This is a genomic window from Flavobacterium gelatinilyticum, assembly GCF_027111295.1.
GTDB lineage: Bacteria > Bacteroidota > Bacteroidia > Flavobacteriales > Flavobacteriaceae > Flavobacterium > Flavobacterium gelatinilyticum.
The window spans coordinates 5,108,593-5,133,097 of the sequence record NZ_CP114287.1 but is presented as its reverse complement, the minus strand read 5'-3'; the positions used below and the strand labels follow the sequence as shown (position 1 = coordinate 5,133,097).

General features: G+C 35.5%; 18 protein-coding genes and 3 tRNA genes. 9 read left to right on the top strand and 12 right to left on the bottom strand.

Annotated elements, in window-relative coordinates; all coding sequences use genetic code 11:
• Nucleotides 1-9 precede the first annotated feature (9 nt).
• The 7 genes from OZP11_RS22300 to OZP11_RS22270 all read right to left on the bottom strand — a co-directional run bounded on the left by OZP11_RS22300 (nt 10) and on the right by OZP11_RS22270 (nt 11,608).
• Nucleotides 10-2,286 (bottom strand): GH92 family glycosyl hydrolase, encoded by a 2,277-nt coding sequence (locus OZP11_RS22300; RefSeq protein WP_281232688.1) that lies wholly within the window; start codon nt 2,284-2,286, stop codon nt 10-12.
• Between the two features lie 142 nt (nt 2,287-2,428).
• Nucleotides 2,429-4,177 carry a RagB/SusD family nutrient uptake outer membrane protein gene (locus OZP11_RS22295; protein ID WP_281232687.1) on the bottom strand — a complete coding sequence of 583 codons (1,749 nt, stop codon included), beginning with the start codon at nt 4,175-4,177 and terminating at the stop codon, nt 2,429-2,431.
• Between the two features lie 15 nt (nt 4,178-4,192).
• The gene (locus tag OZP11_RS22290) at nt 4,193-7,162 is read right to left on the bottom strand and encodes a SusC/RagA family TonB-linked outer membrane protein (protein ID WP_281232686.1); all 2,970 of its coding nucleotides are present in this window, start codon (nt 7,160-7,162) and stop codon (nt 4,193-4,195) included.
• A gap of 178 nt (nt 7,163-7,340) precedes the next feature.
• A complete protein-coding gene (locus OZP11_RS22285; RefSeq protein ID WP_281232685.1) occupies nt 7,341-11,039 on the bottom strand; it encodes a two-component regulator propeller domain-containing protein in 3,699 nt (1,232 codons plus the stop codon).
• A 307-nt stretch (nt 11,040-11,346) separates the two neighbouring features.
• A tRNA-Arg gene (locus OZP11_RS22280) sits at nt 11,347-11,420 on the bottom strand.
• Between the two features lie 15 nt (nt 11,421-11,435).
• Nucleotides 11,436-11,510 (bottom strand) — tRNA-Pro (locus OZP11_RS22275).
• A gap of 14 nt (nt 11,511-11,524) precedes the next feature.
• Nucleotides 11,525-11,608: transfer RNA gene (locus tag OZP11_RS22270), tRNA-Ser, on the bottom strand.
• Nucleotides 11,609-11,850: 242 nt separating this feature from the next.
• Between OZP11_RS22270 and OZP11_RS22265 the strand changes: the two genes are divergently transcribed.
• From OZP11_RS22265 to OZP11_RS22255, 3 genes are all read left to right on the top strand, one after another.
• The gene (locus OZP11_RS22265; protein WP_281232684.1) at nt 11,851-13,029 is read left to right on the top strand and encodes an acetyl-CoA C-acyltransferase; all 1,179 of its coding nucleotides are present in this window, start codon (nt 11,851-11,853) and stop codon (nt 13,027-13,029) included.
• A 65-nt stretch (nt 13,030-13,094) separates the two neighbouring features.
• Nucleotides 13,095-13,856, top strand: coding sequence for a C40 family peptidase (locus OZP11_RS22260; protein WP_281232683.1), 762 nt, complete (start codon nt 13,095-13,097; stop codon nt 13,854-13,856).
• 17 nt (nt 13,857-13,873) lie between these two features.
• Entirely contained in the window at nt 13,874-14,932 is a 1,059-nt protein-coding gene (locus OZP11_RS22255; protein ID WP_281232682.1) for an SMI1/KNR4 family protein, read from the top strand.
• A 221-nt stretch (nt 14,933-15,153) separates the two neighbouring features.
• On the opposite strand, the gene OZP11_RS22250 is transcribed toward OZP11_RS22255, so the two are convergent.
• Nucleotides 15,154-15,780, bottom strand: a complete 627-nt coding sequence (locus tag OZP11_RS22250; protein ID WP_281232681.1) for a hypothetical protein — start codon at nt 15,778-15,780, stop codon at nt 15,154-15,156.
• A 32-nt stretch (nt 15,781-15,812) separates the two neighbouring features.
• Nucleotides 15,813-16,658 (bottom strand): AraC family transcriptional regulator, encoded by an 846-nt coding sequence (locus OZP11_RS22245; RefSeq protein ID WP_281232680.1) that lies wholly within the window; start codon nt 16,656-16,658, stop codon nt 15,813-15,815.
• Between the two features lie 116 nt (nt 16,659-16,774).
• Here OZP11_RS22245 and OZP11_RS22240 point away from each other — a divergent pair, with 116 nt between their 5' ends.
• From OZP11_RS22240 to OZP11_RS22225, 4 genes are all read left to right on the top strand, one after another.
• On the top strand, nt 16,775-17,761 hold the full coding sequence (locus tag OZP11_RS22240) for an aldo/keto reductase (protein WP_281232679.1): 987 nt from the start codon (nt 16,775-16,777) through the stop codon (nt 17,759-17,761).
• 309 nt (nt 17,762-18,070) lie between these two features.
• Nucleotides 18,071-18,676, top strand: a complete 606-nt coding sequence (locus OZP11_RS22235; RefSeq protein ID WP_281232678.1) for an NAD(P)H-dependent oxidoreductase — start codon at nt 18,071-18,073, stop codon at nt 18,674-18,676.
• A 2-nt stretch (nt 18,677-18,678) separates the two neighbouring features.
• A complete protein-coding gene (locus OZP11_RS22230; protein ID WP_281232677.1) occupies nt 18,679-18,957 on the top strand; it encodes a putative quinol monooxygenase in 279 nt (92 codons plus the stop codon).
• A gap of 174 nt (nt 18,958-19,131) precedes the next feature.
• A complete protein-coding gene (locus OZP11_RS22225) occupies nt 19,132-19,596 on the top strand; it encodes a DUF3291 domain-containing protein (protein WP_281232676.1) in 465 nt (154 codons plus the stop codon).
• Between the two features lie 71 nt (nt 19,597-19,667).
• Here the strand turns inward: OZP11_RS22225 and OZP11_RS22220 are convergent, their stop codons facing one another.
• Entirely contained in the window at nt 19,668-20,375 is a 708-nt protein-coding gene (locus tag OZP11_RS22220) for a class I SAM-dependent methyltransferase (RefSeq protein WP_281232675.1), read from the bottom strand.
• A gap of 221 nt (nt 20,376-20,596) precedes the next feature.
• Between OZP11_RS22220 and OZP11_RS22215 the strand changes: the two genes are divergently transcribed.
• Nucleotides 20,597-21,478 (top strand): LysR family transcriptional regulator, encoded by an 882-nt coding sequence (locus tag OZP11_RS22215; protein ID WP_281232674.1) that lies wholly within the window; start codon nt 20,597-20,599, stop codon nt 21,476-21,478.
• 275 nt (nt 21,479-21,753) lie between these two features.
• Nucleotides 21,754-23,034: a DUF2130 domain-containing protein gene (locus OZP11_RS22210; RefSeq protein WP_281232673.1), complete on the top strand. Its 1,281-nt coding sequence runs from the start codon at nt 21,754-21,756 to the stop codon at nt 23,032-23,034.
• Between the two features lie 48 nt (nt 23,035-23,082).
• Here the strand turns inward: OZP11_RS22210 and OZP11_RS22205 are convergent, their stop codons facing one another.
• Both OZP11_RS22205 and OZP11_RS22200 read right to left on the bottom strand, forming a co-directional pair.
• On the bottom strand, nt 23,083-23,514 hold the full coding sequence (locus OZP11_RS22205) for an META domain-containing protein (RefSeq protein WP_281232672.1): 432 nt from the start codon (nt 23,512-23,514) through the stop codon (nt 23,083-23,085).
• Nucleotides 23,515-23,622: 108 nt separating this feature from the next.
• Complete coding sequence (locus OZP11_RS22200) at nt 23,623-24,396, bottom strand: META domain-containing protein (RefSeq protein WP_281232671.1); 774 nt, start codon at nt 24,394-24,396, stop codon at nt 23,623-23,625.
• Nucleotides 24,397-24,505: the final 109 nt, after the last annotated feature.

Sequence of the window (24,505 nt, the reverse complement as noted above, 5' to 3'; positions counted from 1 at the left end):
ATGCTGTTTTTATTTCAATGGAGGAAGCAGTGCTGTTCCCCATTTAGATGGTTTTGAATCCATTTCTAATATCAGTTCTCCTCCGTTGCTAAGATCTTCATGCGAAATCCAGGCTTTGTCGTACGGTTTTCCGTTTAAAAGGGCTGTTTTGATGTATTTGTTTTTATCACTCATTTTCTTTGTGGTGATTTTAAAACTTTTGCCGTTTTCTAATTGTATTGCCGTTTCTTTTATCAGCGGGGTATTGATCAGGTAATACGGCTGTCCGGCATTTGGGTACAGTCCCATCATGTGGAAAGCCAGCCATGAAGACATCGCTCCGGAATCGTCATTGCCGGGAAGTCCTTCTGATGAGCTGTTAAAACTGTTTTTTATGATGGTTCTGATCCTGTCACTGCTCAAATACGGTTTCCCGATCCAGTGGTACAAACAAGGTGTCAGGAAAGAGGGTTCATTGGCCACATTATACAAATCTGAATTAAAAAAGGTATTCAGTCGGTTTTCAAAGGCTTTTTCGCCTCCTGATTTTTTTATCAGTTCCGGCACATCATGCGGAATGCTCAGTGAATATTCCCATGAATTGCCTTCATAGAAAAACACGCACCAGTGGCAGACGTACCAGGGCGATTCGATAATAACGGGTGTATATTTAAAAGTGGGTTTCTGGATTTTTGATTCGCCGAAAACAATATCATCAAGCCAGTTTCCGTCTTTGTCTTTGGGCATAATGAATCCTTTTGAGCCCTGGTTTTCATAATCATCACGCCATAAATTCTGCCAGCTGTCGGCTTGTTTCATGTACTGGCTGTACAGGTCTGTTCTGCCCAGTCCTTTGGCTACTGTGGCGATGTTGTAATCGTTGTATGAATAATCGATGGTTCTGTTTCCTGCGCGGTCTGTGCCGTAAGGAACATAACCTAATCTGAGGTAATCAATGAGTCCGCCTCGTCCTTCTTTTTCTTCGTTTCCGCCGGGAGGGACTGTGGCGTCTTTCAGCATGGCCTGAAGTGCCAGTTCGTAATCGACGCCTTTTAGGTTTTTCACAAAAGCATCGGCCAGAACAACCTCAGCGTTTGAACCTCCCTGGGTTCTTCCGTTGTCGTTGCCGCTTCTGCCTTCGGGTAGGTAGCCTTCGCGTTTGTAGATGTTAATCATGGCGTTTACAATTTCTACCTGGCGTTTGGAATCGATAAGTGTGATTAAAGGGCTTGAGGTTCTGAATGTGTCCCAAATGGCATAAAAGTCATCGTAATAGGGTTCGTTGTCTGTCCATAACGGGTTTTCTCCTGTCCGGTCAACGGGCATAATCATAGTGTGGTACAAACCGGTGTAGAACATTTTTTTATATTCGTCGGAGGTATCTTTTGAAAGCTGGATCCGGCTTAACAGGTTTTCCCATTTATTTTCTAATGACGCTAAAACGGCATTAAAATCCCAATGCGGGATTTCAACCTGAATATTATTTTTGGCTTTAAGTTCGCTTAAAAACGAGATTCCGATTTTAACGTTCAGTTCTTCTTTTCCAGTGTTTCCAAAGGAAAGAAGCGCCGCGGTTTTTTTCCCTGAATCAAACTGTGTTTTTTCATCGGCATACAATTTTCCGTCTTTCCAGGTTACAGATCTTGCAATCGGCTGATCGAATACGGCCCAGAAATAGACGGTGTAGGCTCTTCCGTTGTTCCATCCTCCTCTGATACGGCTGTAGCCTCTTACTTCGGTATTAGAAACAATTTCAATCTGGGAACCTACAAACTGCTGGGCTTCCCTGCCGTCGGGTTCAGGCTGTTCGCCAAGAAAAAATCCGGGATCGATTTTGAGTTCTTTTGAAGTGTTTTTGGGGTAGGTGAACCGGTAAAAAGAGACTTTTTCGCCTGTGGTGATTTCGGTTTTGATTCCGTTTTCTTTAAAAACCGACTGGTAATATCCGAGTTTTACATTTTCTTCGGATCTGTATGCGGTCTGGTCCAGTTTATCCAACGTGCCGGAAAAAGGCATGATCTGGATGTTTCCGTATTTGGGGCCGCCTCCGGTTCCGCTTACATGAACCTGGCTGAATCCTGTTACTTCTTTTGGCATAGGAAGCCACCCGCTGTTGGGGCTCACCGTGCAGTCAGGACTTGGTTTTACCATTCCGTAAGGGCACGAAGGGCCTATAAAAACACGGCCGATGCCTTCTGAGCCGATCATGGGATCTACATAGGTGTGGACTTTCTGCTGGGCGTTAAGTGTAATTTTAAACAGTAATGAAATGCCTAAAAACAGTATGACTTTTATATTTTTTTTCATTTTTCTACTTTTTTATTCTAAGAAAAACAGATAAAAAAACAGGGTTATTAAACCCTGTTCTTCACAACTAAACACAAGAAGACTGCTCCTTATTGCGGCGGAGCAGCCTTCGAAAATTCAAAACAATTAAACTAACTAATTTTTAATATCCTTCATTTTGTATTAGATATCCAGGAACGTTAGAAGCTCCATCTATTGATACTTGAGGGATTGGGAACAATCTCTTATTTACATCTGTATCTGATTTTTCAGTCCATTTGTCTTCAAAGTGTCCAAAACGGATTTGTGTATTTCTTCTTAAACCTTCCCAGTAAAATTCGAAACCATATTCTCTGTACAAAATATCTAAATTAATAGCTGGTAATGCAGCAGGGATTGGTAAACGGGCAGTTCTTGAAGTTCTTACTGTATTCATGTCTTCTAATGCGCCTGCATTATCTCCTTTTCTTAATTTGGCTTCGGCACGCATCATGAAAATTTCAGCGTATCTTAAAAGTACCATATCTACACTGCTGTAATAATTTCCGTCTGGAGAAGTGTGGCTGAATTGATATTTAGAAACTCGGTATCCTGAATAATGCATACTTCCTTCATTAGTAAAATCAACTTTTTCTGTAAGATTTACATAATCAACATTAAGATCCGGTCCATTTCCTTTAATTTGTTTTACAGGGTAAATTCTGTATCCTCCGTCACATTTATAAAATGCACCGTTGCCATCTTTTCTGGCCGCCCACGGTATACCTCTCATAATTCCTCGGTCGATTTCAAATTCTTCTGCCTTTACACAGTAGTAATGATTTATATCTGCATCGTCTTTCGGAGAAAGTCCTGTAAGATCTTTTAAATGAGCCGGTACTTTTGCGTTGTTTTTGTAAAATCTTGAATCGGCATCAGCAGGATCTACAGAACCATAAGCGTCTACCCATGTACGATAGAAATCTGAAGTAATAGCAGGACCATCTGTACCGTCTGCATTGATTGATTCTGGTCTTGGGAACATAGACCCCGGAATTGACCAATAGGCCCAGCGGTTGTGTTCGTCTCTTAAAACACCGCGCTGATCCAATGCAAAAATTATTTCTTTATTTGAGTTATTATCATCGTCAAACAAATCAAAATACTCTGGAGAAAAAGTGAATTTTCCTGAGTTGATAATGTTATCTGTATATTTTATAACCTTATCCATATCTGCAGGTGTAAATACAGGTGTACCATAAGGGTCACGATAAACAGGTGCATTTAGGTTTAATCTTGCAAGAAGCCCCCAAACTGCAGCCTGTGTCATTCTTCCCGGTCCTTTATCTTTATTGATAACATCTGCAACAGACAGTAATTCACTTTCGATATAAGAAACTGCATCCTGTCCTCTAATTATTTCTGAAATACTAGCCGACGATTCTTTTTTGAAAACAAGTCCCCAGCTGTCCAGGGTCATCATATTCAGATAAGCTCTAAGTGCTTTCATTTCATAAAGCGCACCTTGTGCTTCTGTATTACCAGCTTCTGCCAAAGGAGTCAAAACTTCAATAGCAGATAATGTTCTTGAAATATTTATAGTAATGGCATTCCATGTAGATGTAACCAAATCATTGGTAGAAGTTGTAGCGTGTGAATGAACTGCTAAATATTTACCTCCATCATACCAGTCTGTTCCTCCTCTGTATGGCAGGATTCCCTCATCACTGGAAATTAACTGTAAACCAAAATTGTTGGTGTGCATCCAAACTAATTTTAACTGGCCATAAGCCGGGGCAACTGCGCCACTAATTGCTTCTACTTGTCCGGTACCGTTTAAAGATTCATCCAATACCTTCTCTTCTAAGTCTGTACAGCTCCAGGTAAAGAATAAACTGAATGCAAGAGCTGCCGTTGTTATTTTATTTTTCATGTTTTATTTTTTTGATTAAAATGCCACGTTTAAGCCCACTACAATAGTTCTGCTTCTTGGATAACTGAAATAGTCAACCCCAAAAGACTGAATTTCGCCAATTGAAGTACCGGTGTTTAACTCAGGATCATAACCGCTGTATTTAGTGATTACAAATAAGTTTTGTCCCGTTAATGTAAAACGTATGTTGTCCATTACATTATCCAGTCCAATTAATTTTGGACTCAAATTATATCCTAAAGTCGCATTGTTTAATCGCAGGAAGCTTCCGTCTTCTAAATATCTTGTGGAAACTGAATTTGAATTAGTAGCACTTTCATTTGCGAATTCTATAGATCTATTTGTAGAATTATATGAATTTGCTAGTTTTCCTCTTCCAAATGATGTCATGGCAACGTGGTTGAAAATTTTATTACCGCCTGCACCATTAAAATTAAATCCTAAATCAAAATTCTTGTATTTGAAATTCAAGTAAAAAGCATAAATATAGTCTGGTAATGCGCTTCCTGCCACAATACGGTCATCGTCAAGAATTTTACCATCATTATTTAAATCTTCAAACTGATCCTGGCCATCAGGACCAATTCCTATAAATTTATTCATATAAAATGTACCTATAGGCTGTCCGTTAAGTACTCCGTTAATTGTTACTCCGGTCTGTCCTCCTCCTTGTGCCTGCCCGGTTGTCAATATTTTGTAAGGAGAGTTTACTACTTTATTTTTTGTAAAAGATATGTTTCCACCAATGCTGTAAGAGAAATCACGGCTTTTATCACTGCTGTAATCTAAAGCAACTTCAATACCGTTGTTTTTTATCTGCATATCTGGAATATTAGTCCAATATTTTGGTGTAGGCTGAATTGGGTCAACCGGTGCTACTTCTAGTAAAATATTTTCTGAAACTTTATTAAAGTAATCGATAGTTCCTGAAAGCCTGTTATTGAATAAACTAAAATCTAAACCAATATTTGTTTGTGTTGAAAACTCCCATTGAATATCAGGATTTGCCAAACGTGTATATACTGAACCATAAGGATATCCCGCTAAATCTGCAGCAGTTGGATCTAATGGATAAGTATCGTATCCGCCATTACTTTCTTTATAACTTAATTTTGTAATTTTAGAAGGAATTTCCTGAGAACCGGTTTGTCCCCAGCTTGCTCTAAGCTTAAGATTGTTTAAAACTTCAGATTCTTTTAAAAACTCTTCTCTGGTTATGTTCCATCCAAGTGCTACTGATGGGAAATATCCGTATCTATTGTTTTTACCAAATTTTGAAGACCCGTCGGCACGCATTGTAGCGGTAAGCAAATATTTATTATCATATCCATAGTTTAACCTTCCGAAGAAAGACTGAAGTTCATTTTCTACAGCAGATGATGATTGTGTTGTACGTTCACTTGCTGCCCCAATTTGATTTTTTGGTTCAATACCATTATCAGGAAAGCCTTTTAGGTTATATATTTTTTGACTTACTTGTATTTTTTGGTAAGATTGACCCGCTAAAGCAGTAAAACTGTGAACTCCTTTATTAAAATTATACGTCAGTGTGTTTTCGTATAAAGTATTATTATTGGTTGTCATCGTATTATCCAAAGTACTTACAGTTGTATTAGTAGCCGAAGTATAAGGTAAAACTTGTACATCTCTTTGAGACATAGAGTAATCAACCCCAAGATTAAATTTATACGTTAAACCCGGTATAAATTCATATGATGGTGCAATGTTCGCCAAAATACGATTGTTGTTTGTAAAGTCTGAGTAAATCCTTTCGCTAATTAATGGATTCCTAATATTATTACTTAAATTAACATTTGGCTCTCCGTTAACATAAACCGCATCTGTTGGATTCATAGTCAGCATATTCTCTACAACACTTTTGGCATCTGGTCTTAAATTTTCAAGTTTTGTCGCAGTTAAATTAAAAGCAACATTAAACTTGTCATCAAGTGCTTTTTGATTTAAATTTAAACGTCCTGAATAACGTTTTAAATCACTGTTTCTTAAAATACCTTCCTGATTGTCTACACCTACAGATGCCGCATAAGTCGACTTATCTGTTCCACCGCTCATCGATAAATTTAGGTTTTGAGAAACTCCGGTTCTGGTTAATTCATCCTGCCAGTCTGTATTGGCTCCTCCATCTACTAATTTTCCATTTATAGCAGTTACATTTCTTCTGAATTCATCAGCAGTAAAAACATCTACTTTATTAGCCAATGTAGAAAATCCGGTAGTCATCGAAAGGTTTATTTTTGCATTTCCTTTTGCTCCTTTTTTTGTTGTAATTACAATTACCCCATTAGCAGCTCTGGAACCGTAGATCGCAGAAGCAGAAGCATCTTTTAGTACCTCAATACTTTCGATATCCTGTGGATTAATAAAGTTAAGCGGATTTGAAGCAACACCGTTATTACTATTGTCTAAAGCAAAACCGTCAACTACATAAAGCGGTGTAGTTCCTGAACGTAAACTTCCAACCCCTCGAATGATTATATCCTGCGCAGCTCCTGGCTCACCACTTGCAGCAATAACATTTACCCCTGCAACTTTTCCCTGAATCAATTGTCCTGCATTGGCTACAACCCCTTTGTTAAAATTTTCACTTTTTACAGATCCGATTGCTCCGGTTACGTCAGATCTTTTTTGAGAACCGTAACCTACTACTACTACTTCATTTAAAGTACTAACCTCTTCGGCTAATGAAATAGTCAATTTTTGACTTCCTGAATACGAAACTTCTTTAGTTTGAAATCCTACATAAGAAATCACTAAAGTACCATCGTTTTGCGATGCTTTAATTTTAAAGTTTCCATCGAAATCTGTTGTAACAGCACCTTTTGGTTCTCCCTTAATATACACAGAGACTCCTGGTACGGGTACTTTTTCTGCATCAGAAACAACAACTCCTGATACGGATACCTGCGCATGGGAATATGACATACATCCTAAGGCAAGAATTAACAATGCGTAAATTTTTTTCATCTAAAATACTTTTTTATGTTTTCTCAAAAGTATCTTATGGATCTTCCTAACAGGAGGATTTTTGTTTTTCAAAAGAGGACTAATATTTCAATTTAGGATAGAATTAACGGCAAAAAAGGGTGATTTTTGTTCATTAACCTTATGCTAACTTTCTGTAAATACAGCCCTAACAGCAAGTCTACACAGAATATTCTTTGTATTCCTTCGGACTTTTGCCAAAATACTTTTTAAAAGAACGTCCAAAGTATTTCGGATCATTGTAACCGCACTCAAAACTTACCTCGGATATGTTCAGTTTTTTGGTTTTTAGCAAAACTTCTGCCTTTTGAAGACGCAGCGACATCAATATATCCGAAGGTGACTGATTGAGTGTTTCTTTAAACAAACGATAACATTTTACTCTAGAAATTCCTAATTGCTCCACCAGCATTTCTACATTAAACAAAGGATTCTGCAATTCTTCCTTAATGATTTCCAAAGCTCTTTTTAAAAGCTTTTCATTTGGTGTAATATGATCGTTGTCTTCTGTAAGGATTTCAAATATTTTCTGCTGGATCTTATATTCCCTCATCGGCTCTTTATTCTGATTAATCAGGCTGTCGATCTTTTTACGGATAAAAGAAGTACTGGCTGGTAATTTAATATGCGTATCAATGCCTATTTCAAGTAATTGTTCATCCAGTTCGTAATTAATATCTTCCGATATATAAACCATAGGAACTTTGACACTTGAATTCTCTGTATTTGACTGTAAAAAATTAACCAGTTCTTTTGAAAATCCGGCCTGATAAAAAACCAAAGCAGAAACTTCTATTTGTTTCATGACGGCGTTTAAATTAGAAACCGAACTTTCAAAAATCAGGTTATAATTTTCGCTTTCTAAAACCTGACTGGCAGCCGGACTATTGTATGAATCACAAAAAACCAAAAGACATTTTTTATCTGAAGAAAACTGCTCCTGGTAATTAAAATTCTTCCACGAAATGGTTTCTTTAAAATTGAGGTCAGGATCGATAACCTCTATCGGAATTCGCAGCGTTGTTTGAAATTGTTCGCCCAAAAATGGAATAATTTCGCCGTTTATATCCTGCAATAGAACCTGCAATGCCCTAAAGTAAGGACTGTAGTGCGAAATATTATACCAATTATCTTTTAAGATAACACTGTCTGAAGCTGCTTTTATTTCTATTCCGTTATCTGCGTACAGTATCGAAATATTCAAAGTACTGTCCTTATCTGAATATTTACAGATATCATTAAAGAAATACTGCATCGAGAGTTTTAATCGCAAAATATCTATCACTGCAAAACAGTTCGTGCTGTCAATCTCACAATTAAAATTTACCTCATTAAGCTGCAAGTTCTTTTTTAGCTTTTCGACATTATTTTTTAAAACCGGAAATAAATAAGCAGCTGTTTTTTTAATTGGCCCCAGATCTTTTACATGTTCCAGATAATTCCATTCGGAGATCAGGTTTACGAGTTTATCCGATTGTGTAATTAGGGCTTTATGAGTTTCTGTATCTTTTTTAAGCGAACCCGATATTTTAATTATTTTTGATATAGGTTCCTGAAATTCAGACAGCATAAAAGTTTTGAATTTTTCAATTTCAAAATTTTCATTTTTTAAATTGCTGTGAAGTATCAGCAGTTTTTCTTTTTGCTCTTCTATCTTTTTATTCTTCAGATCCAGTTCCTGATTTATTTCTTCCAGATTTTTTTTCTGATTTTCAATAACAGTCGTACGAGCCGTTACCAGTTCTTCGAGATATTTTTGATGTGCAAGTGCGGCTTTATTTTTTACATAAACCACTATCGCACAAAATAAAAGGATAAAACCGGACAACAGAATGTAAAACATTATCGATTCATAAAATGCTTCGGTAATATGCAGCGTAAAGAAGACAGGTTCGGCTATTCCTTTTTTGCCCTGCTTAATTAAAAAGTTATAATCTCCGGATGATAAATGAGTATATTTTATTTTACTGCCGGCAGGTAAAAGTGTCCAATTTTCATCATGTCCTTCCAGCTTATAATATATTTCATTCTTCTTGTTTCTTGGAAACAAAATAGGAATTACCTCAATTTCCAATTCATTCTCTGTAAATCCTTTTTCAATCGCAGCCTGATACTTTTCACTGCCGTCTATTTTCAGTTTAATTTTTGCTTTAGGATTTTCCGAATGAATTGCATTTGGATTAAAATAATTAAGCCCATCTACACCTCCAAAAAACAAATTCCCTTTAGAATCTTGATAATAAGCACCTTCAGAAAACTCAGGCGCCTGCCATCCGTAATCAGGATTGTAAGAAGTTACGCTGTAATTTTTTTTATCTACAGAAGCAATTCCTTTTGTGGTGCTTATCCAGATTTTATTTCCGTTATCAATAAGTCCGTAGACCATGTGACTTGGCAGTCCTTCCAATTCGGTAATATTTTTTATGATGCCTTTCTTTTTATTAAAAACCGTCACACCTCCCAAAGAAGCAATCCAGTAATTATCGGACTCATTGTCTATAAAAACCGAATAAATGCTGTTTCCCAAAATACCATCATTTGTAGTGATTTTTTTTAATGTACCATTCGTTAAATTAAACACAATTACACCATCACTTTCTGTTGCCAGTATCAGATTCTGCTGGTTTTTCTTAACACATCTTATATTGTATTTATTTAATAATTCCTGCCCTTTAAATTTTTCGAATTTTCCTGTGGTCAAATTAAACTTTATCAAACCTCCCCAGCATCCCATCCACAGCTGTTTGTTTTGATCTTCGCAGATTGAGTAACATCTGTTAATGGGCATTCCTTCAATATTACTGTTCTCATAACTGGTACAAGTATTATCTGAGATACGCAGAATTCCTTTGTATGTCCCGGCCCAGATTGATCCGTCACTTGCTGTAAACAGTGTCCTTACTCGCTCCCAGTCTGAATGTGAAGCCGCTTTATCTATTTTAAATTTCTCAAAAAAATGACTTCTGTCATTATAATAATAAAGTCCTCTGGTATAATAACCCAGCCAGATTTTCCCTCTATTATCTTTAGTCACAGCACGTATGGTTTCATCCGGCAGATAAGGTTCTTTTGCAGGATGCGGCATAATCGAGTTAATTTTTTCCGAACCCGTAAATGCCATACTCAATCCGCCGTCCTTCTGCCCCAGCCAGATATTTCCAAAATCATCTTCATGAAGCGTTTCTATCTCATTGTTTTTAAAGGAATAAGGTGAATATAAATCTGAAGTGAAATGTTTTATATCATTTTCATCTGATTCGTTTGTCATAATATATAATCCGTTTTCACGAGTAGCAAACCATATATTTCCTGCCTTATCTTTTAAAACATCATTTACAATAAGTTTAGGATATTTTCTAAGCAGAATATTCTTCAGGTTTTTAAAATCTGCAGTTCTTACATTATTACGAGCCGTTTCAACAAAAGATTTATTCTTAAACTCATAGTATGCCGTATTGGTCTGTACTACGATATTTCCTTTTTGAGATAAAATAATGTTTTTTGGAATACCCTTGAATTTAAATTCCTTAAACTCATTATTGCCAATATGCTGATTTATATTCCCCTCTTTTGTAATAAGCCAGATATGTCCTGCTGCATCTTTTTTCAGCTTAGTAATATAATTGCTGGAAATGGTTTTAGGATCATTAAAATTGTTTTTGAAAATTTTAAAATTATGGCCGTCAAAATAATTTAGACCATCCCAGGTAGCGATCCAGAGCCCCCCGTCCCTGTCACTTTCTATATCAAGTACTGAATTATTTGATAATCCCTGATTTGTAGTAAAATTTTCAAATTTTATCTGCTGCGCAAAAGAATATACTGAGAAACAGCAGCATAAGAGTAAAGCCCTAATCATTGTTTGTATTTTAACTCACAAGAATACAATCACAAGTTTATTTAATCATAAACTGTGTGTTAAGTTAAAAAATGATGTTTTTTATTGCTGTTTAAATCAGCGCTGAGTTTAACCGTTGGCAATCCAAAGGAAAACTAAAGTTTAATAAGTTTAGAATAAAATTATACAGGAACCATCAAAGTATCATTAACAGGTTTCATATAAAATTGCAATTCTAAAATCAATTATAATAACTTCTTAAAAATCATTACTAAAATCAAGTAGATTGCATAAAACAAAAAAGCCACTCGATTTGAGTGGCTTCTTGTGAACGCAGAAGGATTCGAACCTTCGACCGCCTGCTTAGAAGGCAGGTGCTCTATCCAGCTGAGCTATGCGTCCATTATTTCAGTGTAGTCGGGGTGGCAGGATTCGAACCTGCGGCCTCCTGCTCCCAAAGCAGGCGCGATAACCGGGCTACGCTACACCCCGAGGCAAAATTTAAGCGGAGAGACAGGGACTCGAACCCTGGCGACGGTTACCCGTCGACAGATTAGCAATCTGCTCCATTACCGCTCTGGCACCTCTCCTTGCTTTAAGAAATTCCTTTCTGTTTTGCGGTTGCAAAGGTATAACAACATTACATATCTCACAAGCTTTTTTGCGCTTTTTTTTCGTTTTTTTGAATCTTTTTTTAAAACCACTTCACAATCAAACGAATAGAATTAACAAAAATTTCACCTTAAATTTAAAATCAACCCTTTCAATACAAAATTTGAATTTATTCAAACTAAACAGTAAATTTGCTTTACTAACTATTATTAAACAGAAAATGAACAAAAGAGTTGTTATCGTTTCTGCCGTTAGAACACCTATCGGAAGTTTCATGGGCGGGTTATCTACTGTACCTGCACCAAAATTAGGAGCTGCTGCCATAAAAGGAGCCCTTTCAAAAATTAACCTCGACCCAAAATTAGTCGACGAAGTTTTCATGGGAAATGTAATCCAGGCTGGTGTTGGACAGGCTCCCGCACGTCAGGCTGCATTATTTGCCGGATTATCTGAAGAAGTTGCTGCTACAACAGTAAACAAAGTATGTGCCTCCGGAATGAAAGCTGTAATGTTCGCTGCTCAGGCAATCACATGCGGTGACGCCGAAATTGTAGTGGCGGGCGGAATGGAAAGCATGAGCTTGATTCCTCACTATGTACAAATGCGTGCCGGAAACAAATTTGGTCCTGCCACAATGCTGGACGGAATGCAGAAAGATGGTTTAACGGATGCTTACGACAACAACGCAATGGGAGTTTGCGCTGATGCATGTGCAACTGAATACAAAATCAGCCGTGAAGAACAAGATGCATTCGCAATTCAATCTTATGAAAGAAGTGCAAAAGCTTGGGACGCCGGAAAATTCGACAATGAAGTTGTTCCTGTTGAAGTACCGCAAAGACGTGGCGAACCGGTTATATTTTCTAAAGACGAAGAATATACTAATGTTAAATTAGACAAAATCCCGTCTTTAAGTCCTGTTTTCACAAAGGACGGAACTGTTACCGCTGCAAATGCTTCAACAATTAATGACGGAGCTGCAGCTCTGGTTTTAATGTCAGAAGAAAAAGCAAACGCTTTAGGATTAAAACCTTTAGCATACATAAAAGGCTATGCCGATGCTGCTCAGGAACCAAAATGGTTTACAACGAGTCCGGCAAAAGCATTACCAAAAGCATTGGACAAAGCCGGAATTTCAATCTCAGATGTTGATTTCTTCGAATTTAACGAAGCTTTCTCTGTAGTTGGGCTGGCCAATGCAAAAATATTAAATCTTGATAACGATAAAGTAAACGTAAACGGCGGCGCAGTTTCTTTAGGACATCCTCTTGGAGCTTCGGGAGCACGTATTATTGTGACTTTACTAAATGTTTTAGAACAAAACAATGCAAAAACCGGAGCAGCTGCAATTTGCAACGGCGGCGGCGGCGCATCAGCAATTGTTATCGAAAGAGCTTAAACAATATCTCAAAAAATCAGGAGTTATAAAAGTAACTCCTGATTTCAACTTATAAATTTCCTTAAATGTTCGGAATTTGCAATTTAGCCATAGTACCCGTTCGATCTGAAGCCAGCGACAGAAGTGAAATTGTCACACAGCTTTTATTCGGGGAGCATATCGAAATTTTAGAGCGCCATAATCAATGGGCACGAATCAGAATTCAATTTGATGATTATGAAGGCTGGGTAGATTCTAAACAATTTCAGGAAATTACCAAAGAGCAATTTGATCTATTGAGTAAAGAGGCAATTATTTTGAACTCTGACTTAATCGATTATATTACAGCTCCAAACAATCTCTTGCTTCCTATTCCACTTGGAGCTTCATTATCTTTTTTAAACAATAACGAAATCAATATTTCAAACTTTGATTTCGAAGGAACCAGAACCAGCGGCATAAAACCTAAAAGCGCTTTAATCAAAACCGCTTTTATGTATTTAAACGCACCTTATTTATGGGGCGGAAAAACTCCTTTTGGAATCGATTGTTCTGGTTTTACACAAATGGTTTACAAGTTAAATGGCTACAGAATCCATCGTGATGCTTCGCAACAGGCATTAGAAGGCGACCCATTGAGTTTTATTGAAGAAAGTGAAGCCGGTGATCTGGCCTTTTTTGATAACGAAGAAGGAAACATCATTCATGTTGGAATTATAATGGAAAACAATTACATTATTCACGCAAGTGGAAAAGTACGTATTGACCGTTTAGATCACTTAGGAATTTACAATCCAGAAATTAATAAACACACACATAAACTTCGTGTAATCAAGAAAATTATCTAACTCCTAAAAAAGCAAAAATGACAAAACTTGAATTATCCAAAACAGGCTTTCAGATTAACAATACAAACATCGAATTCCCAATTGATATCTCGGTTTTAAAACAAGCATTAGGAGATTATAGATATATCAAAAAAAAATATAATCATATTTATACCTGGGATAATCTGGGAATTATGGTTTTTTCTAAAGAAGGAAATAAAGCCGAAAGTATTGGACTTGAACTCGAACTTCCTAAATATGATTTTAGTCCAAAAAGCATTTTTAACGGAGAATTTATTCTTGACGGACAAGAATTATTTCATTACTACGAAAGCAATAAAGATAAACTTGTAAAGCTCTTTAAAGGCGACAGAAGCGGTGCTTTTATCCTTAGCAGAACAAGTGTTTGGTTTGATAAAGAAAATGGCAAAATTACAGGCATCAGCATTTCTGCTTACGAAAAAGAAGAAAAACCCAAAAAAGCTTCCGCCCCACTCGACATAGAATTCAAAGCATTCGAACCTTTATGGAGGGAATGGATTTCAGAAATCAATAAAATTGTTTCAACAGATAACGACTATTACAATCTTACTGAAGGTATTTCTATAGAAGATATTCAGCGGCATTCTGCCTTAGAAGACGATATTACGATTCCGCCGGCGTTAATCAATTTTTACAAAGTTCAAAATGTCGATTACGATGCGGTTACTTCGACTTTTCAGTTTGGTGTAAACAATTGGAGTTACGAACTTATTCCTTTTGAAGATATTGCAGAAGAATGGAATTCTATTCAGGATTTACAATTTGACGAAGACGATTTACCTGAACAGGAAATAGATTTCGAAAAAATCAACACAAACAACTACGCCAACCCAAAATGGATTCCGTTTGCTACAGGAAGAAATGGAGATTATTTAGTTTATGATACAGATCCGGCTTCAAAAGGGAAGTTTGGACAAATCATAGAACTTCAAAATGAATCATGGGACAGAAATATAGTCGCAGATTCTTTAGAGGAATTAGTTCAAAATGAAATCAACAATTTAAGAGCTGGTAAAACCGAGCATTTTGATTTTATTGTTGGTAAAGAAAGTTAAAGTACGCGGATGACACAGATTCGCTTTGCGAAAACACGGATTTTTACGGATTTTTTTTGCTCTCGCAGTCCCGATAGTTATCGGGAGCAGATAGAGCTGATTATAAAAAATCCATTTTAAATCTGCTTAAATCATTTAAAATCTGCGTGAAATAAAAAAATCCTTTGTAATCCTATGAATCTGTGGCAAAAAATAAATTCGCGTAAATCCGTTATAATTATTTAATCGTAATCATCTTGTCCTAATATTATTAAATCATTCTTTCTAATAATAAAAAAACATTCAAACCAACCTATAAGATAGCCACTCCACGGTTGTGTTGAAACAACTATTCTGTTGCCAGGAACATTCAGTAACTGATTTACAAAATCTTGTATGATACTTTTAATTTGCTGTTCATCATAATTCATTCTTCCATAACAGGAGCCTACAACTGACAAACAAAACAACCTTTTTATAAATTCTTCAGTATCAATATCATAAAGTCCAATTTTTCTAAAACTTTCTTGTGAATTAAATTCTATAGAAAACTCTGTAAAAAACGCATCATCATTATACCTCCACTTTTTAAATATGTCTTTATGAGTAAGCAGTTCATAAATAAAATCGTGAATTTGAACATTTGCTCTAATTTTTTCAACATTATTTATGTTTTGAATTGTTACTTCATTTATTTCTTTGTTAAGTGAACTGATAACTTCTGAAAAGACAAAATTTGAATACGCCCCTATTCGCTTAAAAATGACACCTTTATTAAAAGGCATAGAAGAGTAAGCTTTATAAAATTCTGTTTTTTCTAACTCTAAATTATCTAATTCCAGTAAATCTAAGTCGCTAATTTTCATCATTCTATTTTATAAAAAATCCTAAGTTAAAAAACTTAAGCACTCAACCGAATCGTCTTTCTAAATTCTGATGGACTGTTTCCCTTCTGTTTCTTGAAGAATTTATTAAAGTGGCTTTCATCCGTAAAACCAAATTCATATGCAATTTCGTTAATACGCTTATCGCTGAATTGCAAACGATGCTCAATCAGTTTCGTTTTATAATTGCTTATATATTGCTGCATCGTTTCGCTGGCATGTTTCTTAAAATAGCGGCCTAAATAGGTATTCGAAATTCCGAAATAATCACTTATTGATTCTGCTTTAATTTTTTCAGGATAATAAATATTGTTCTGAATATATTGCAGAATATCCATCGCTTTAGCTTCTGTACTTATTGAAACTTGTTCAGGAAGATATTTCGCAATATTTCTCGCCACGATAATAATCAGTGTATTGACCAATTGCTGAATCAATTCCTGATTGTAAACATCTTTATCCTGATGTTCACGGCAAATCGCTTCAATCATCACTTTCACCAAACATTTATCAGGATCATTTTTAAGAATACAGCCCGGCTGATGATTGGCATTTTGAAGAATATATTCTAATCGCTGAATATTTTCATTCTGCAGACTCGAATTTTTCAAATAAATATCATTGAATCGTAAAAAGAAGAATTTCGTTTCGGTTTCAATCGTGAAATTATGACAATCCTCAGGCGTTAGCAAAAACAAATGCCCAGGATCGTATTCGAAAATATTCTTATTAATACACTGTCTCCCTGTCCCTCCCAGAATATAAACCAATTCGAAAAAATTATGACGATCTCCCACATCCGGATACTCACTCAACGTTTCAAAAGAAACCGTAAAAGGCTCATATAAATTTTCTTTTTTCATAATTCCATTTATTTGAAGATGCAAATGTACCTAAAAAAGACAAATATATACCAAATAAGAATCATAAAAACAGTATAATTTTGCCTCATAAATTTTAAACGAAAAAAATCACTATCATGGAATATAGAAAGTTAGGCAGCTCAGAATTGGAATTATCAACGATCACTTACGGTGCTTTTGCGATTGGCGGAACCATGTGGGGCGGAACTGAAAAGAAGGATTCAATTGATTCTATTCACGCTTCAATCGATCACGGCGTAACTACAATCGACACTGCTCCTTTTTACGGATTTGGCTTAAGCGAAGAAATGATCGGGGAAGCCATTAAAACTCACGACCGTTCTAAAATTCAATTGCTTACTAAATTTGGAATGGTTTGGGACGGAAGCAACAACGGAAAAGGCGATTTCTTTTTCGACGCAGATGACAATGGTAAAAAAGTTCCGGTTTACAAATATTCATCAAAAGCAAACGTCATTAAAGAAGTTGAAGAAAGTTTAAAACGTCTTCAAACCGATTATATCGATTTACTGCAAATTCACTGGCCAGACTCCACTACTCCAATTTCTGAAACAATGGAAGCAGCAGAAAGCTTAATCCAGCAAGGAAAAATCAGAGCTTTTGGAGTAAGTAATTACAATGTTGCACAAATTCAGGAAGCACAAAAAACAGTCCAAGTTGCTTCAAATCAAGTTGCTTATAGTATGCTGAACCGTAAAATCGAAGACGAACTTATTCCGTTTACAGTCGCGGAAAACATCGGAATCATTGCTTACAGTCCAATGGAAAGAGGTTTATTGACTGGAAAATATTTCACCGACAGCAAACTAAAAGAAAACGACCACAGAAACGGTTATTTCGGTCAATTTGATCTTCAAAAAGTAAAAACTTTAGTCGAAGAATTGACTTTATTAGCACATGCAAAAGAGGCAAGTTTATCACAATTAGTTCTTCGCTGGACTTCTTTACAAAAAGGAATTGCAATAGTTTTAGCGGGAGCAAGAAACGCAGAACAAGCGATTTCAAACGCCAAAACAATGAATTTTGATTTATCAGCTTCAGAATTAGAATTCATCAATCAGGCAATTGCTAAAATAAAATAATTCTCTTTTAAAATATTTAAACACATAGAAACATAGTCTTTCATTGTCGTTAAAGGCGTTTCATTTGCATAATCACACATAGCTATGTGTTAGAAACGAGTTTCTTTCAATTCCCTTTTCACGAAAGAAAAACCTATGTTTCTATGTGTTTAAAAAATCTCAAAATTTAAAACATAAAAATAATTTGGGTGTGTTCGCCGCAGCGAACCGGGCTATCCGTTGCAATCTTTTATGTCTCGTTAAGAAACGAGACACAAAAGGATTTCCACTCCTATCCCTCACACATCCGTTTTCATAAGAACAATTAAAATGAAAAAGATATTTATAATTAACGGCGGACAAAAATTCGCGCATTCAGGAGGACAATTCAACAAAACCGTTCAGGATTGGACAGTAGAATTTCTTTCAAAAAACAACGATTACGAAATCAAAACAACACATGTAGAAGACGAAATCGATCTTCAAAAAGAAGTAGAAAAATTCGTTTGGGCAGATTTAATTATCTATCACACACCAGTTTGGTGGTTTCAGATTCCGAATCTTTTTAAGAAATATATCGATGATGTTTTCACACAAGGACACAACAACGGAATTTACAAAAGCGACGGAAGAAGCCGTGTAAATCCCGACATCAATTACGGAACCGGAGGACTTTTACACGGACGCAAATACATGCTTACCACAAGCTGGAATGCCCCTGCAACGGCTTTTACACTTCCGGGAGAATTCTTTGAAGAAACTTCTGTAGATGACGGCGTAATGTTTGGTTTCCACAAAATGAACAAATTCACAGGAATGGAACGCATAAACGGATTCCATTTCCATGACGTAGAAAAAGGCGCTACACCAGAAAATATCGTTATCTTTAAAGAGAATTACACCAAACACTTAGAAGAAACTTTCAAAAACTTATAATTATGATTTCAATTACCGCAATTTTAAAAAGCAAACCAGAACATTTAATTGAAGTTCAAAATATGCTGACACATCTGGTAACCGAAACTAGAAAAGAAGCAGCTTGTATTCGTTACGATTTACACACTTCAGAAAATGTTTTTATTCTTTGGGAAGAATGGAAAGACCAAGTTGGTTTAGATTTGCACAACAACCAGTCTTATCTTCAGGATTTCATCAAAAAAACCGAAACATTGGTAGCAACGCCAATTCAGGTTTACAAAACAGCTCAGATTTTATGAAACCTTTCCTGCAAGGTTTTCAAAACCTTGTAGGTATATCTTTAAACCATCTTCAAAAGACCTACAAGGTTTTAAAAACCTTGCAGGAGTAAAACTGTTACAGATATAACTAATTTATCTAAAGTAATTATTCAGAAAAAAGCTAAATTGCCTCTTATTCAGAAACATAAAACTATGAGTCATTACCATCTTGCTGAAATTAATATTGCCAAAATGAAAGGCGTCGACATCAACGACCCCATCATGAAAGAGTTTGTAGACAACTTAGATACCGTAAATACTTTAGCCGAAGAAAGCGAAGGTTTTGTCTGGAGATTAAAAGACGATGACAATAATTATAATGCAACAAGTCTAAATCCGTATAACGACGAACAAATTATTATCAATGTATCAGTTTGGGAAAGCATTGAAACTTTGGAACATTATATGTACAAAACGTTTCACAGCGAATTTTTAAGACGTCGAAAAGAATGGTTTCAGAAATTCGGAAAAGCGCATACCGCCATGTGGTGGATTCCAAAAGGAGAAATCCCAACGATGGAAGAAGCCGTAGAAAAACTAGATTACCTGCAGAAAAACGGACCTTCAGAATTAGTTTTTGATCTAAGAAATAAATACCCAATGCCCATTAATGTATAGTTTTTTTTCGCCACGAATTAATTTAATGCTTTGAGCATAGATTTTAAAGAATAAAATTCGTGGCTATAAAACTATTTAATCCCTCCAAAAGCTCCGAAACACATGTTTTTGTGTAAAATTTCGACTTTTGAAAAACCTACTTTTTTCATCAAATCCAATTGATAATTCATAGATCTTGGAGAATCCTCCTTTTCGATATAATCTAAAACTTTCTTGCGATACTCTGCCCCTCCTACTCCTTCCAAATATTCGCCATAACGCTGCCAGGTATAATCATTCAATAAATCAGTGTCTTGAGTGATTAAATCCGAAATCATTAAACACCCACCTGGTTTCAATAATTTGAATAGTTTAGTGAAAGTCGTTTCCCAATCGTTATCGTCACGTAAATGATGCAAAACAGCACCCGCCAAAATAATATCAAAACTGTTTTCTTCTAAAGCAGTTTCTCGAATATCGCCTTGTTTTATTTCGACTTTTCCGTTTGTTTCCTTTGAAACTCTTTCAAAAGCCCGATCCAGCATCGGCAAACTCAAATCGACCAAAGTGCAGTTTAAATTCGGTACTTTAGACAACATCATTAAAGTATAATTTCCTGCACCGCAGCCTACATCTAAAACATTCTTGGCGCTTGGCACAATTCGTTTTGAAGCTTCCGTTATTAATTCTAAAGAAATAACAGCATCAATTGTCGCCACTTGTCCGGTTTCTAAATTTGAAAATCGTTCGACATCATTATCAAATCGTTCTTTGATTTCTTCAATAGTTGATTTTTTCATGGTCTTTGTTTTTTATAATCTCTCGCAGATTTGGCAGATTGAGCGGATCTTTTTGCTATTATATGATCTGGATATTATTATGGTTAGAATGATTTATCTAAACTATAATCTGCTAAATCTCCCAAATCTGCGAGAGCTTTATTTTCATATTTCAAAACTATCTCTTTCATAAATACTTTAAAAATACTATTTTTATCAATCAACAATACTTTAAAAGTATCATGGAATTACGTCACTTAAAATATTTCCTGGCTGTCGCCGAAGAACTGAACTTTACCAAAGCTTCTGAAAAACTCTTTATTTCTCAGCCGCCATTAAGTCGGCAAATTGCTGAATTGGAAGATGAACTTCAGGCAAAACTTTTCATTCGAAACAATAAAAAAGTAGAATTAACCGAAGCAGGAAAATATTTTAAAGAAGAAATTACGATGATTTTTCAGAATCTGGAACGCATTTCTGCAAAAACAAAAAAGATTTCAGAGAATGTTTCGGGCGAATTCAGAATTGCTTATATCAGCTCAATTTATTCATCTGTTATTTCAGATTTAATAAAACATCTTAAAGCGCAGTTTCCCTACGTTAATTTTAAACTTTTCGAAATTTCAACCATTAAACAGATCAACGCTTTAGAACAAGGAAAAATCGAAATGGGAATTATAAGATCGCCCATTCATTCACCAAAAATAAAATCACATTTATGGTTCAAAGACGGATTTTCGTTGGTTTTCAATAAAAAATCCACTCAGATAAAATCAGAAAATGACATTCTAAAACTGAAAGACGAAACATTTGTATTTTTCAACAAAGATTATGCACCGCATTATCATGAAGTTTTGCTGGAACTTTGTGCTTTTTATGGCTTTACGCCGAAGATTATTCACGAAGCGAACAACATTAATTCAATCGTACAATTAGTCAAAAACGGATTGGGAATTTCGATTGTTCCATCCAACATTGCGAAGAATAATCAGGATTCGGAAATTGGTTTTATAGAATTGAAAAAAGTGAATTTATATACAAATGTCTCGTTGATTACTTCAAAAGAAGATCATTCAGAAATCACAAAATCTGCTGTTGCGTTTTTGTTGCCACAAAGGCGCTAAGGCTCGAAGTTTTTATTTAATCTCGCAAAGTCGCTGAGACGCAAAAGATTTTGTTTCACGCAGATTTTATTAGATTTAAGCAGATCAGGCAGATGATTTAAAATAAAAATCTGTAAAATCTGCTCCAATCAGCAAAATCTGCGTGAAACAAAAAATTCGTGAATTCGTGGCCATAACAAAAATTCGTTACAATTTAGTACAGAAATCCACATTAGAAAAAGAGAACTTTTAAATACCTTAGCAAATTATAATTCTACTTATTAAAATAACACAAAATGGCTGAACAATCTTCAATTCAGTGTCCAAACTGCGGAACTCCGATCGACGTAAATGATGTCTTAAAACATCAGTTGGAAGATAGTATCCGTAAAGAATTTCAACAAAAAGCTAATCTTCAAAATAAAGAATTAGAGCTTAAAAACGAGCAATTCGAAAAAGCCAAAGCCGAATTTGAAGCTAAAAAGAAACAGGAAAACGAACTTTTTGCTGAACGTTTGGAACGCGAAAAAAAGACCGCCGAAAAAGAAATTTCAGAGAAACTAAAAGCCAAACTCGAAGAAGAGAACAAAGACCGTTTGCTTTTAATGGAAAAAGAACTCTCGGAAAAATCGGAAAAAATTAGGGAATTGAATAAAATGGAAGGTGAAATCGCAAAATTACAGCGCGAGAAACTGGAAATGAAAGAAGCAATTCAAGCCGAAGCTGAAAAACAATTAAATGCTCAATTGGCTTTGGAACGTGAAAAAATAAGAAAACAGGAAGACGATAAAAACGAGTTAAAATTCAAAGAACTTCAAAAACAGCTGGAAGAACAAAAAAAGCTGACCGAAGAAATGAAACGCAAGCAAGAACAAGGTTCTATGCAATTGCAAGGCGAAGTAATGGAATTAGCGATTGAAGAATGGCTCGCCAATAATTTCCCACTTGACAGTATTGATGAAGTTAAAAAAGGTGCGAATGGCGCCGACTGTCTTCAAGTGGTAAACACAAGAGAACATCAAAATTGCGGTTCTATTTATTACGAAAGTAAAAGAACAAAAGCGTTTCAGCCTTCTTGGATTGAAAAATTTAAAAACGATATTAGAACCAAAAGAGCCAATATTGGAGTTTTGGTTACAGAAGTTATGCCTGCCGGAATGGAAAGAATGGGAATGCGCGACGGAATCTGGATTTGTACCTATGAAGAATTTAAGGGTTTAAGTGCTGTTCTTCGTCAATCTTTAATTCAGGTAAATCAGGCTGTTCAGGCACAGGAAAACAAAGGCGATAAAATGTCGATGTTGTACGATTTCCTGACAAGCAATGAATTCCGTTTGCAGATTGAAGGAATTGTAGAAGGCTTTACTCAAATGCAAAACGATCTGGATGCTGAAAAAAGAGCCATGCAGAGAATATGGAAACAACGCGAAAAACAAATCGAAAAAGTAGTACATAATACCTTAGGAATGTACGGTTCGATTCGTGGTATTGCCGGAAATGCAGTGCAGAGCGTTAGAGCTTTGGAACTTGATTTTATTGAAGAAGAAAATGAAGATCCAAAAGAATTATTTGAATAATAAATTGATATAAAAAAAGGCTTCAACTAAGTTGAAGCCTTTTTTGAATTAACCTTTTTTGAATGACATTGTCAATCCAAACTGATTAGAAAGATAAAGTTTGTTATTTTCAATAGAGTAACCGGAAGTTGTTCTTAATAATTGTAAAAACTCACCTTCCTTTTTAGCATTGCATTTTTTAGTTTCGGCAGTAATACTTTGAAACTGAAGTTTTCCTGCACCTTTTGATGACAAATCTCCTTTAATACCGTTGCATCCTGTTGAACCGGAAAAAGTCGACGCTCCCATTTCAAGCTTTGGAAAACTTGAAAAATCTTTTTCAGTGATCATCTTTCCGTTTAAGTTTTCTAAAATCCAGGTCTGTTTTAATTTCTTTTCAATTGAATTATCACTCACTACAGATCCTGAACCAGCATCTTTACTTGATTTACAACCGCATATAACAAGTACAGCCGCAAACAACATTACAATTTTTTTCATGTAAAATAATATAAGTTTTATTTTACAAAAATATTACAGCCTTATCGTAACGCTATGCAGCAGAAGTTTTTTTTAAAACAGTTTAAGACATATTTTGAATCTAAAAATCTAATCTACTTTTTTAAAAACTAAAAGTTTAGCAGACGGATTTGATAAAGTTAATCGGTTATTTTCTATAGAATATGTTGTACCGCTTTGCAGTGCTTTTAAAAATTCACCCTCTTTATTTCCGGGAGCACAAGCCATTAAAGTCGAAACTACTTTGGTAAAACGCAAAACATCTTTTTCAAAAAAGATTTGTCCTGTTATCGAGTTACAGCCTCCATATCCCATAAACCTATTTTCTGCCGAATTAATCTCAATTCTTGGAAACTCTTTCTGAAAATCAGTTGCAAAGACTTTATAACCGTTTAATTCTTCTAAAACCCAAATATCATGAAGACGATAATCAGTTACATAATTCCCGCAGCCACTTAACTTTTTTACTTCTAATTCTGAATTATCTTTAATTTCAATCTTTACACTGTAAGGCGAAATGGCTCCCGACATCGAATTCTGACAATCCAATTGCTGAATGGTAACCGTCGCCGTTGTCTTTTCGTTACTTAGTTTGTACATTTTAACGTTAGCATCCATCGCCTTAACAGCTTCAGCCGAATTGAAAGTAATATTTTCTTTTCCAACAATCTGCGAAGTAAAAACAATATGCTCATTTCCTATTTTAAGTCCCCAAAACGGTTCGTTTCCTGTCGCTTTAAAATAATATTTCAAATCTTCTTCGGTCGAAATTCCCGAAGAAGATGTACTTGTTTCCTTGTCTGCTGTAGATTTACAGCCCGTTATCCCAATTAATAACAACAATACTAAAAGTATTTTTTTCATAAAATTTTATTTAAAAATGTTCTTTTCCACTTAAACACCTGTAAAATTCTTATGAATTTACGACATTTTTTTTAAAACCTTATTTAGAATCTTTTCAAATTTAGAAAAT